The organism is Caballeronia terrestris (genome assembly GCF_001544515.1).
GTDB classification, from domain to species: domain Bacteria; phylum Pseudomonadota; class Gammaproteobacteria; order Burkholderiales; family Burkholderiaceae; genus Caballeronia; species Caballeronia terrestris.
This window is the reverse complement of record NZ_FCOL02000008.1, coordinates 175,566-187,478: the sequence shown is the minus strand read 5'-3', so window position 1 is coordinate 187,478 and position 11,913 is coordinate 175,566. Positions and strand designations below refer to the sequence as shown.

Genomic DNA, 11,913 nt, shown 5'->3' with positions numbered 1-11,913 from the left:
GCTGACGCGGCTGCGTTCGAAAGAGGGCGTCGGAGAGATCCGGCGCCCTTTTTTATTTGCGGTTGCAGGGATTTTGCGTACGGGTACGTCGCGTGCCTCAGGTTTCCTTTTGATTGCACGGATTTTCATGACGCATAAACTCAATGGGCAAAAATCTATTAGATCGAACGGAAAACTGCCGACCTCTCTCACACGATGCTAATATCTCTACGATCAAAAGGATTTCGCTCATGAAAATTGAACTCGTGGATGCTCATGACATCGGGGTCGCGGTGCGCGCCGCGCGCAAGGCCCAGCGCCTTCGGCAAGACGATGCCGCGGGCAGCATCGGTGTGAGCGAAAGTTTTCTCGGCAAAGTCGAAAAGGGCGCCGAAAGCGTGCACTGGGGCAAGCTCTTCCAGGTGCTCGAAGGGCTGGGCGTGCGCGTGAGCGTCGATATCCCCGATGCCGCTGGCGAACTCTTCGCGAGCGAGGAGATCAAGCGTTACGCGCGCGTCGAGCGTGCCGAGAAGCGCAAGGCTGCGCGTGAGCAATCGGATGAATGATCGGATGAACGAGCGGCCGGAGAACGTCGCGGCGCACCGCAATCTGGTCGCGAGCATCAACGACGTCGAAGTCGGCACGCTCAACGCCGACGACGACATCTGGTCGTTCACGTACCTCCCGTCATGGCGCGAGCGCGGCGACGGCTACGCACTGAGCCCCGCGCTCCCGCTCGACGCCGACGCCATCCGCGACGGCAGCACGCGCCGCCCGGTCCAGTGGTACTTCGACAACCTGCTGCCCGAGGAAGGCCAGCGCACGCTGCTCGCGCGCGACGCCGCGATCCGCAACGAAGCCGATGCCTTCGCGCTGCTCGCGCACTACGGCGCGGAATCGGCGGGATCGGTGACATTGACTGTGCCGGGCGCGACGCCGCAGGCCGCGATCACCGAGCGCCGCCTGACCGACGACGCATTGCAAACCCGCATCGACGCCTTACCGCGCGTGCCCCTCACGCACGATGCGCTGAAGCGCATGTCGCTCGCGGGCGCGCAACACAAGCTCGCCGTCGTGCTGCGCGACGACGCGCTGTACGAGCCCGCCGGCCACACGCCGTCGACGCACATCCTGAAACCCAACCACCAGGACACCGACGACTATCCGCACTCGGTCATCAACGAATGGTTCGTGATGAAGCTCGCGGCGAAGGTGCGGCTGGATGTGCCGGCGGTGCATCGGCGGTACGTGCCGTCTCCGGTGTATCTCGTGGATCGTTTCGATCGGGAGGAGCAAAAGGGGGCGTGGCGGCGCCTGCATTCGATCGATGCCTGCCAGTTGCTCGACCTCGCGCGCACGTTCAAATACGAGCAGGGCAGTGTCGGCCAGCTCGCGACGATCGCGGCGCGCTGCCGGAACCAGGCATCGGCGAGGACTCGGTTGTTTTCGTGGCTCGTGTTCAACGTGCTCGTCGGGAATTCGGACGCGCATCTGAAGAATCTGAGCTTTCTCGTGTCGCATGACGGCATCCAGCTCGCGCCGTTCTACGATCTGCTGAGCGTGGCCGCGTATGGCACGCCGTCGTATCAGAAGGGCGACTGGCCGGGCAGGGCGTCGTTCGCGTGGGACGTGCTTGATGCCCGCCACTACGCCGACGTCGACCGCGCGCTAATGTTGCGCGCTGCAGACGTGCTCGGCATCGTGAGGAAAACGGCGGAGCGCCTGCTGGATGCACTCGTCCGCGGCATCTCGAAGGCGGCGGCGGATTTGTATGCGCAGGTCGAAGAGGAGAACGCCGTGTTGCTGGCGGCGCGGCCCGCGCTCGCCGCGACGCTCGGCGGTGAGTTGACCTGCTTGCGCGTGATCCGCCACACGATCATCGCGGATATGGTGCGCAGGCTGGAGAAGTAGAGGCGGGAAGGAGGTCTTTCGCGAGCGCATGAACACCGCTCGGGGTTTGCGTACGAGCGGTGTGAACGAGGATAAATCTGGAGCAAACGCCGGCTAATATTGCGAGCACGGTTTGACTAAGAATAAGAGCAAGGGTGGAAACGCCGACAAGCTCCTTTGCTCTAGCAAGCGAATCGGAGTCAAACGCACAAACGAAAACGCCGCCGACGCGAGAAGCGCCAGCGGCGTTGATCGGATAAAAAACGCCTTAAGTGTTCTTGTCGCCTTCGCTCTTGCCAAACAAACCACCCAGTCCGCCGAGCGAGCCCAGCACGCCGGTCAGATCGAGCTTGCCTTCCGCGGGGACTTCGCCGTTGGGCGTCGCGCGGTCGACGAGATTCGGCAGCACCGTCGCCAGCATCCCCGACAACTGATCACCCGACACACCCGCCTTTTGCGCCAGCGCGCCGACCTGCTCGGAGCCGAGCACGTTCGTGATCGTGTCGGGGGCGATCGGCTTGTTCTCGCCGGTGCCGATCCATGACGAAATGATGTCGCCCGCGCCGTGTTCGTGGAAACGCTGGATCAGTCCGCTCAGGCCGCCCGGCTGATTGTTGATGAACTCCATCGCGACGGCGATCAGGTTGGAGGAGCCGCCGCCGCCTTCAGGCGACGATTTGCCGAGGGAGGAAGCAAGGGAATCGAGTAGGCTCATGGCTGTCTCACTACGAATGATGCGGGTTGGATGCCGCCGTGGCACCGCGTGCGTGCCGCAAACGAGGCCAGGGCGGGATGCGCCGTCCGCACGCGGGCGACGAAAAGGGTACTGCTGCGAGTGACCTGTGCGGTGACTGCGCGCCGATTGAACGATCCGGCTTCGCGAATCCGCGCACCCGATATCGAGTCGCGGTTCGCCGATTGGTTCACCCCGATGGGTTCCAGTCGAATAGCAGGCGCCGGCTTACTGGCTCGCCGCCGCGCTGCTTGCGGCCTTGTCTTTCTTCTTCTTCGACTTGGCCGGCTTCGTGTCGCTTGCGCCGGAAGCCGATGCGGCTTCCGCAGCAGCGGCTTTCTTCGATGCCTTGGTCGCCTTCGTGCCCGATGCTGCCGCCGTCGTTGCAGGCGCCGCCGCCGTGCCCGATGCAGCATCGGCCGGAGCGCTGGCTTTTTCCTTCTTCGATGCCTTCGTAGCTTTCGGCGTCGAAGCGGGAGCGGGCGCAGCAGTCGTCGCCGTGGTAGCCGCAGGCGCTGTCGACGATTTGCCCGACGACGTGCTGGGACGCGCGGCCGGCTTGCCGCTCGGCGGAGCAGAAGAACCGCCGACGGTCAGACCTTCCGCCTCGAGATTCGTCACCGATTTCGTGCCGAGGCCCTTGACGCGGGTGGCGAGATCGTCGGCGTCCTTGTACGGACCGTTTTTCGTCCGTTCGTCGATGATCGCCTTCGATTTCACCGGCCCCAGGCCCTTGACGGCCTCCAGCGCGGCCTGATCGGCAGTGTTGACATCGACGGCCGCGAACGCGGCTCCAACCGACAGCATAAGCGCAACGCACAGCATCAGCAGCTTTTTCAGCATGACAGGCACTCCGGAAGAGAGGCTAGATTGAAAAGTCGGTCGGGCGGAGTCGATCAGGTTCGATCGGTGCCGTTAAGCATAGGATAAAAACCGTCCCGGACGATATTGGGCCGCATTTTGCCCTGGCATGTCGATGGGCAAGCGCGGCCTCACAATAATTAACGTTGTGGCACGCAGCCGGATGACCGCGTTTGTACCGATGCCGGCGAAGCTTCGTGATCCCGATGGTCGTCGTGGCGTCATTGCGCCGGTTTCGACAGCAAATTGGCGGATTGTGAAGGATCGCGCTGCGGTGCCTTTGCAGCTGCCGCAGCCGGCGCTTTGACGAATGCCCCGCGCACTTCGAAACCGACCTTGTCGAGCACGACGCCCTTCGAATCGACGAGTTCGAGCGTATGACGCCCCGGCCACGGCAGCCACGCGACGCGCGCGGCGCGGCCGAACGGCTTGCCATCGAGATGCCATGCGTTTTGCGCCGCCGTCCCGCCCGCGCTTTCGAACCACACGCGCTGCGAGGCCGCAGGAATGTCCGGGTCGAGCGCGAAGATCGTGCCGTCGGTGGGCGCGCCGATCTTCGCCGCGCCGCGATTCGACGCGCCCGCGAGCGCCGCCGACGACAGCGCGATCCGCGGCATCTCGGTGCCGCGCACGAACCAGTCGTCGCGCGACGGCTCGACGTGGTCCTGATACGCGACGCGCGTTTTCACGACGCCCGGGGGCGCGCTCGCCGCGCGGCTCGGCACGCGGCGATGCAGGTAGCTGATCAGCGCGGCCCACACGGGGGCGGCGCCGGTGACGCCGGAGACGTCCCACATCGGTGCGCCGTCTGCGTTGCCAACCCACACGCCCACCGTATAGCGCGACGAATAGCCGATGGCCCAGTTGTCGCGCATGTCCTTGCTCGTGCCCGTCTTCACCGCGCTGAAAAAGCGTGTCGCGAGCACGCTGTCGAAGCCGAAGGTGCGGGTGCGCGCGTTGTTGTCGGCGAGGATGTCGGTGACGATGAAGCTCGCTTCGGGGCTGAACACGCGCGTGCCGGCCGGCGACGGCGCGGGGTTCGCGAGATCGCGCGCGGGGCTCGCTACACCGCCGTTAGCGAGCGCCCGATACGCGTTGGTGAGCGAGAGCAGCGTGACGTCGGCGCTACCGAGCGCGAGGCTGAAGCCGTAGTAGTCGCCAGTCTGGGATAACGGCAGCCCGAGCGCGACGAGCGTCTTCGCGAAGCGATGCGGCGTGACCATCACGAGCGCGCGCACGGCCGGCACGTTCAGCGACGACCCGAGCGCCGTGCGCACGCTCACCCAGCCCTTGAAGTCGTGATCGTAGTTTTGGGGAATGTAGAGGCCGCCGCCGGTCGCGAGATCGAGCGGTGCGTCGTCGAGAAGGGTCGCGGATGTCAGACGTTTCTCATCGATCGCTTGCGCATATAGGAACGGCTTGAGCGTCGATCCGGCCTGGCGCGCGGCGAGGACCGCATCGACTTCGGGCGCGTTCGAAAAGCCGCCCGCCGACCCGACCCACGCGAGTACCTCGCCCGTCTTGTTGTCGATGACGATCGCCGCGCCGTCGTGCACGTTGCGCGGCGCGGCGCGCGAATTGAGCTCGGTGAGCGTGCGCGCGAGCGTATCGCGGGCGTAGCGCTGCAGGCGGGCATCGAGCGTCGAGCGCACGCGCGCGCCCGCCGCCGGATGCACTTCGCCCGCGACGCGCCGGGCGAAATGCGGCGCGAGCGCGTCGTAGTCGGACGAAAGCGCGGGCGCCGATGCGGTGCGCGTGAGCGTCAACTGGACGTAGGCGTCGAGGTTCGTGCAGGCTTCCGGCGCACGCATGTCGCGCAGGATCGCACACGCGCGTGTCGCCACCTTCGCGTACGGCGCGTTCGGCGCGCGCACGAGCGCCGCAGCGAGCGCGGCTTCGCGTTCGTCGAGCCCCGAAGGCGCCTTGCCGAAGAGCGTCTGCGAGAGCGCCGACAACCCGACGATTTCCCCGCGAAACGGCACGAGATTCAGATAAGCCTCAAGAATCTGATCTTTGCGCCACGCATGATCGAGCCACAGCGCGCCGACCGTCTGCTGCGCCTTTTCGCCGACGGAGCGCCGGCCCGGCCGCTTGCCTTCATCGTTGATGAGCGTGGTGAGCTGCATCGTCACCGTCGATGCGCCGCGCGTGCGCGTGTTCCACAGATTGCCCCACGCGGCCGCCGCCGCGCCGCGCCAGTCGACGCCGCCGTGCTCGTAAAAGCGCTTGTCCTCCGATACGACGATCGCCTGCCGCAAGGCCGGCGAGATGTCGGCGAGCGCGACCCAGTCGCCGCGCCGCGCGGTCTTGTCGATGCGCACGCGCTGCAGCGGCTCGCCGTCGCGATCGAGCAGGACCCAGTCGGAGCTGCGCCAGTTGCCGCGCACTTCGTCGAACGTCGGCCACGCGTGCGCGGGAAGCGCCAGCAGGCATCCAATGACGACGATGACGCGGGCGGCGGCGCGTTTCATCGCGTCACTTCGCGGCGAGCGGCCGGACGACGACCGGCGCGTTCGGCGTCGCGCCGAAAGCCGAGGGGGCGTAGAGCGCTTCGACGCGCGTCGGCGGCAGGCCGAAGGTGCCGGCGTTATTGAGCCGCACCGTATATTCGACCTGCAGCTTGCCCTTCGGCAAATAGTCGTAATACGCGCGATAACCGTCGAAACCGCGCTCGACGAACGCCGGCCATGCGCCTCGCTGCTGCTTTTCGCCTTCGGTCGCGGCCTCCGAATCGCGGCCGAGCCCGGAGCCCAGGATCGTCGCGCCGGCGGGAATCGGATCGTTGACGACGACCCACGTCATGTCGCTCTGCGCATCGATATCGAGCCGAACGCGCACGATGTCGCCGCGCGTGAGCGCGCCCTTGACGGCCGGATCGACGGGCGTGACGGTCTTCGTGATCCGGTAGCCCGACGCGAACGGCGCCTTCAATGCCACGGCCGCGAGACTTTCGATCGTTGCCCACGGCTTGCCCGTGCCTTGCTGCGTAACGTTAAGCGTGCCGTTCGACCAAGGCAGCGTCGCGCTGGCGGGCGGCGTCACCGTCTGCTCGTTCGAGCCGAGCTGCACCTTCGTCTGCCCGCTGACCGGCGTGCTTTCGAACACGCGCGAGAAGCGCTCGACGGCGAGCGTGCCCCAGAGGTTCGCGGTCGTCGTCTGCCAGGCGCCGTTCTTCTGCAACGCCAGCAATCCGCCGACGAGACGCGGCATCTCGTCCTTCCAGCCGGGCGCGTCGGCGAAGAGGAGCGCCGTGCGCGCCGCGTTCGATTCGGTGCCGGTCATGAGCCAGTAGAGATCGTCGTCGCGTTCGGTCGAGAACGTGAGCCGCGTGCCCTGGTACGTGAGCCGCGCGCGCAAAATCTGCTCGACTTGCGCGCGCTTGTCGTCGCGGCCCGCGATGCCATCGACGCGTGACAGGATCGCGTAGTAGTCGAGGAGCGCCGAGGTCGGCCACTGGTTCGGCGCGATGGTGATCGAGCCGAGCATGCGCGGTTGCACCATGCCGAACCTCGACAGCGCTTCGAGCGCCGCGAGCTTGCGCAGGTCGAGGTCCTGACGCGGCGCCCAGAAATCGCGCCTTATCTTCCCTTCGACGAAGTTCACGAGCCCGGCCGCGAGCTTGCCGCGAAGATCGTCGGGGAGAGCGAAGCGGCGGTCCGCCTTCGACGCCTCATCCGATGCCGCAAGCAGATATGCCGACAGCGTCGGGCTGCCGGTGGGCTTCTCGTCGTCGGCGGGCGGGAAGTAGTTCGCGAGGCCGTCGCGGTCCAGATACGACGGCATGCGCGCGATCACCGTTTGCCATTGCGCGGCATTGGCGAGACCGAGCGCGCGCGAGCTCTGCTGCTCCAGGCACGAGTACGGATAGCGCTCGAACCAGCGGCGCACGCCGGGCAGGCCATCGGCGAGCTTCGGCTGCAACGACACCGCGATGCCGCCGCGCAGCACGCCGTCGCTCGATGCGACGGCATCGGCGGGCGGGGCGATAGGCAGCGTGAGCGTGCCGTCGACTTGGGCGATGGTCGCCTGCTGGACCGTCACGGGGATCGCGGCCGTCACGCGCTGAGTCAGCTTGACGCTGTCGCTGGCTTTCGCGCCGCCTTGCTCCGCTGCGTTCACTTCCCACGTCAATGAGGCGCTGGCCGCCGCGCCGATCGCATCGGGCGTCGTCACGTTCCATGCGATTTCCTGCGACGAATCCGCCGCAAGCTCGACGGTCTGCGCAGGCAGGTCGAGCGTCGGCACGCGCGGCGTCACGACGACCGTCATCTTGCGCGTGGTCGTGTTGCGCAGCGTGAACTGCGCGCGGAACGCATCGCCGACGCGCACGAGCGGCGGCAATCCCGAGATCAGCTGCAAGTCCTGCGTGCTGCGGATCGACGCGCTGCCGCTGCCGAATTGCCCCGCGCCGACGGTCGCGATCGCGACGATGCGAAAGCTCGTCAGCGCGTCGTTTAGTGGCACATCGACGGACGCCTCGCCGTTCGCATCGAGCGTCACGCGCGGATTCCAGAGCAAAAGCGTGTCGAACAGTTCGCGCGTCGCGCCGTGTCCGCCGCCGCCGCCCGCCGGCACCGCCTTGCGCCCGAAATGGCGCCGCCCGACGATCTCCATCTGCGCCGTCGATGTCTCGACGCCGTACGCGCGCCGCTGCAGCATCGCGTCGAGCACGTCCCAGCTTCGGTTCGGCATCAGTTCCAGCAGCGCTTCGTCGACGGCGGCGAGCGCGATCTGCGTGCCCGCAGGCGCGGGCTTGCCGCCAGGCAGCGCCACGCGCACCTTCACATGCGCCTTCGAGCGCACCGCGTAAGACTTCGCATCGGGGCTGACCATCACGGCGAGCCGGTGTGCCGCCGTGCCGACCTTGATCTCCGCGATCCCGTAGCGGAACGCGGGCTTCGACAAATCGACGAGCGGCGTCGGCGCTTCGTACTGTCGGCCTTCGTACCAGAACGCGCGCGCCCATTCGATGGGCGCCTTCCAGCCCCACGTGAAGAACGAATACCACGGTACTTCGTGAATCCGTCCGCGCAGCGCGAGCACCGACACATACACGTTCGGCCCCCACGATTCCTGCACTTTCAGCTCGACGGTCGGGTCCTTGCCGTTCAGCTCGACGACCCGCGTTTCGGCCACGCCTTCGCGTTCGACCGCGACGAGCGCCGTCGCAAACCGGAACGGCATGCGCACCTGGAAGCGCGCCGTCTCGCCCGCTTCGTAGCTGGCTTTTTCCGGCAGGATGTCGATGCGGTCGGTGTTTTCGCCGCCGAACCACAGCTCGCTCTCGCGCGTGACCCACACCGACGTCGTGGCGCTGGCGGGGCGCCCGTCGCCGTCTTTCGCGACGGCGATCAGGTCGATGTTGCCCGCTTCCTTCAATTTGGCGTCGCAGGAGAGGAGGCCGTGGTCGTCGCTCTTGCCGCTGCAAAGCGTGCCGAGGTCCTTCGTTTCGGTGTGGTTGTCGTAGGCGTAGAAGCCGCCGACCATGCGCTTCCGCGAACTCGACATCGTCCGCGCAACGGCGCGCACTTCCAGCGCGACGCCCGCGCGCGGCTTGCCCTGCAGATCGACGGCGAGCGCCTGCACCGGCACCGCGTTGCCGACCGAGACCCAGTGCCCCGCCTTGATGCCGGCCGCGACTGCGGCGGGCCAGAGCGTGGCGTTGCCGCGAATCGTCTGGATTTCGCCGTTCGGGTCGGCGAAGGTCGCTTCCAGCGCGAGGCGCTTCGGCGCTTCGACGGCGGGCAGCGGCTTGATCGTCACCGCGCCCGCGCCGTTGCGATCGAGCGTGACGGGCACTTTATCGGCGACGAGCAACGCCTTCGATGCGTCTTCCTGCGCGCTTTCCTCATCGTCCGACGCTGCACTCGCGCCGTTGTCGGCGGGCTTTCGATACGGCGTAAAATTGAAGGCCTCGTATTGCGACGCGAACGCGGGCGACGCGTCGCGCAGCAGCGCCGACACCTTCACCGGCAAGTTCGACGCCGGCCCGCCCGACACGTATTCGATTTGCACCGCGACCGGCGCTTCGTTCGCCGCGACGAGCGCACCCGTTTTCGAATCGCGCACGGCGACGGAACCCTTGAACACCGGGAGCCGGAATTCCTCGACGCGAAAGCTCCCCGCATAGAACGACGACGCGGACGATCCCTCGTCGTTGCTCGAAGCCGAACCGTCGTCCAGCGACACGCTGTATTCGCCGAGCTTCGCCGCCGCGGGCACCGGGAACGTGGAATCGGCGCTGTGATCGGCGGCCCAGACGAGCGGCAGGCGATACGTCTGCCCGCTGCCTTCGTGCCGGATCGTTACGCGCGACGGATAGTGGTCCGGGAACCTGAATCCGCCGAGCGTCTCGACCCGCATCAGATGCTTCATCGACACCGTTTCGCCCGCGCGCACGAGCGTCCGGTCGAAGACGGTATGCGCGCGCGTCGTCTGGTCGAGGGCCATGTCGGTCGGCACGTTGAAGCGCCACGACTCGATGCCGCGATTCCAGTCCGAGCGGACGAACGCCATGTCGGAACCGGTCGCGGGATCGTCGACGCGCGCCGACACGAAGAAGCCGTCGAAGCTTAAGCTGTGCTCGTCGCACGGGCTGAGCGGCGCGAGCGGCTTGCTGATCGTGACGAGGCCGCTCGCGTCCGTCTTGCCGAGCGCGAGTTGCTCGCCGTTGCAGTCGGTCACGCGCACTTGCGCGTTGGGCACGGGCTTGCCGCTGTCGAGCGATGTCACCCACACGACGCTGTTTTCGCGGCCCTGCTTGAAGTGCACGCCGAGGTTGGTCACGAGCACCGACGTGCGCACGTACATCGCCTGGGGCTTGCCGAGGAGCGAACTGCCGAGTGCGGGCGACGCCAGTTCGACGACATAGAAACCCGGCTTCGCCAGCGGTATGCCGACGACCTCGAACGGCCTGAGCGACTTCGGATCGGCGGCGGGGAGCGTGAGCGCTTCGACGCCCGGCTGCTTCGTCAGCAGCGATAGGGAACGCACGTCGATCTGCGGGTCCTTCTCGGTGCTGTTGGGCGTGTACACCGGCGCGACGCCGTTTGCCAGCGCCTGCGGCAGCGTCGCTTCGATCTCGGTGCGCGACATCGACGTGCCGTCGAAGCGGTCGACGATGCGCATCCAGCGGCGGATTTCGTCGTCGGCATCGACTTTGAGCTTCGTCACGCGCGACGGGCCCGCGTTCAAGCCCTGCACATGTAGGTCAGCTTCGACGTGGCGCAGCGTGACGGGCAGCATCGCGGGCATGTTCGGCTCGGCGAAGCGCTCTATGATGCCGAACGTCGACGACGGGAACTTCGCGAGCGGCGGCATCGGCGCGGTGGCGGTCTTGAGCGGGAAGAGGTCAGCGTTCGAGAGTTTCCGGCCGCTCGCGTCGGTCAGGTTCGCGGGCAGTTCGATCGACAAATCCGCGCGCTCGGGCAGCGGCGCCGCGAATTCGATGCGTTCGACTTCCGCGCTCTTGTCGTCGTCGAAGTGCGGCGCCACGTTGCCGCCGGGGCCGTGCAGCACGATCTTCGCGGCACCCGCGCGGTTGACCGGCGCGCTGAAGCGCAGGCGCAATGGCCTGAGCGGCGTGCATGGCGCTTTCGCGTTCTCGCGCTCGCACGAAAAACTCGCGGTGAAGGGCTCGCGCACGGTGAAGTCGAAGCGTTTTTCGACGTCGTTCGCGAGGCCGCTCGGGCCCGCTACGCCCGCGCCGTACACGAGTTGCATCTTCGTGGCGGCGGGAAGCGTCTGCTGGCACGCGAGCGTCAGGACGCGGTCGCTTTCTTTGTCGAGCCGGAAATGCTTGAGCAGCGCGGCGCGCGCGGCGGCATCGAGCGTCTTCACGGGAATCCGGTTGCCGAGCCCGCTCGATTCGCACCACACGTTCGCGAGCACCGAGGCGTCGGTCGCCGGGCCGTTCAGCCGCAGCACGAACGCCTGATCTTCCTCGATTTCGCCGCCACCCGGCATCACGCGCGTGACGAACGGGCCGCCCGTCTCGAACGTGAAATTGCGCTTGCCCGTGACCGCGTTGCCCGCGGAGGACTTCAGGCCGTCGTTGAAATCCACTGCGCACTGGACGCCCGGCGGGAGGTCGGCGGTGAAATCGTAGGCCCAGGTTTTGTCGTTGATCCAGCGCGCCGTGCCCGACACCGACGCACCCTTGCAGCTCACCTTGGCCGGTGCCTGCGCGCCCGGACTGCCGAACGCGATCATCGCTTCGTCGAATTTGACGACGACCTGACGCACCTGCGCGACCTTGCCCTGCGGCGACACGCTGACGGCGCGAGCGGCGTCAGCGCGCTCGATCGCGGCGCCGAAGACGACGGCGGTGAAGAGGGCCGTCGCGGCCAGAATCCATTGTTGTTTTGCTTTGACGCGGCTCATTCGCGCTTGGCTCCAGATCGGCAGACGCCGCCGATTCTACCGGAGCCCTACGCATTTCTTTCAACCAG

The 11,913-nt window shown here is 66.8% G+C and carries 6 protein-coding genes; 2 read left to right on the top strand and 4 right to left on the bottom strand.

The window, feature by feature from the left end:
- Nucleotides 1-230: 230 nt before the first annotated feature.
- Nucleotides 231-545 (top strand): helix-turn-helix domain-containing protein, encoded by a 315-nt coding sequence (locus tag AWB67_RS10105; protein WP_087656090.1) that lies wholly within the window; start codon nucleotides 231-233, stop codon nucleotides 543-545.
- Nucleotides 538-1,890, top strand: a complete 1,353-nt coding sequence (locus tag AWB67_RS10100) for a HipA domain-containing protein (protein WP_235025093.1) — start codon at nucleotides 538-540, stop codon at nucleotides 1,888-1,890. The genes AWB67_RS10105 and AWB67_RS10100 overlap by 8 nt, the downstream gene beginning before the upstream one ends.
- Nucleotides 1,891-2,137: 247 nt before the next feature.
- On the opposite strand, the gene AWB67_RS10095 is transcribed toward AWB67_RS10100, so the two are convergent.
- The 4 genes from AWB67_RS10095 to AWB67_RS10080 all read right to left on the bottom strand — a co-directional run bounded on the left by AWB67_RS10095 (nucleotide 2,138) and on the right by AWB67_RS10080 (nucleotide 11,845).
- On the bottom strand, nucleotides 2,138-2,584 hold the full coding sequence (locus AWB67_RS10095) for a YidB family protein (protein WP_087656088.1): 447 nt from the start codon (nucleotides 2,582-2,584) through the stop codon (nucleotides 2,138-2,140).
- 246 nt (nucleotides 2,585-2,830) lie between these two features.
- The gene (locus AWB67_RS10090; RefSeq protein WP_087656087.1) at nucleotides 2,831-3,445 is read right to left on the bottom strand and encodes a ComEA family DNA-binding protein; all 615 of its coding nucleotides are present in this window, start codon (nucleotides 3,443-3,445) and stop codon (nucleotides 2,831-2,833) included.
- 239 nt (nucleotides 3,446-3,684) lie between these two features.
- Nucleotides 3,685-5,934 carry a penicillin-binding protein 1C gene (gene pbpC / locus AWB67_RS10085; RefSeq protein WP_087656086.1) on the bottom strand — a complete coding sequence of 750 codons (2,250 nt, stop codon included), beginning with the start codon at nucleotides 5,932-5,934 and terminating at the stop codon, nucleotides 3,685-3,687.
- 4 nt (nucleotides 5,935-5,938) lie between these two features.
- Nucleotides 5,939-11,845 carry an Ig-like domain-containing alpha-2-macroglobulin family protein gene (locus AWB67_RS10080; protein WP_087656085.1) on the bottom strand — a complete coding sequence of 1,969 codons (5,907 nt, stop codon included), beginning with the start codon at nucleotides 11,843-11,845 and terminating at the stop codon, nucleotides 5,939-5,941.
- Nucleotides 11,846-11,913 lie beyond the last annotated feature (68 nt).

Excerpts from the sequence above, each read along its gene's own strand:
- AWB67_RS10080 (WP_087656085.1), bottom strand. The coding sequence starts at position 11,845 with ATGAGCCGCGTCAAAGCAAAACAACAATGGATTCTGGCCGCGACGGCC.
- AWB67_RS10100 (WP_235025093.1), top strand. The coding sequence starts at position 538 with ATGAATGATCGGATGAACGAGCGGCCGGAGAACGTCGCGGCGCACCGC.
- AWB67_RS10105 (WP_087656090.1), top strand. The coding sequence starts at position 231 with ATGAAAATTGAACTCGTGGATGCTCATGACATCGGGGTCGCGGTGCGC.
- AWB67_RS10095 (WP_087656088.1), bottom strand. The coding sequence starts at position 2,584 with ATGAGCCTACTCGATTCCCTTGCTTCCTCCCTCGGCAAATCGTCGCCT.
- AWB67_RS10090 (WP_087656087.1), bottom strand. The coding sequence starts at position 3,445 with ATGCTGAAAAAGCTGCTGATGCTGTGCGTTGCGCTTATGCTGTCGGTT.
- pbpC (WP_087656086.1), bottom strand. The coding sequence starts at position 5,934 with ATGAAACGCGCCGCCGCCCGCGTCATCGTCGTCATTGGATGCCTGCTG.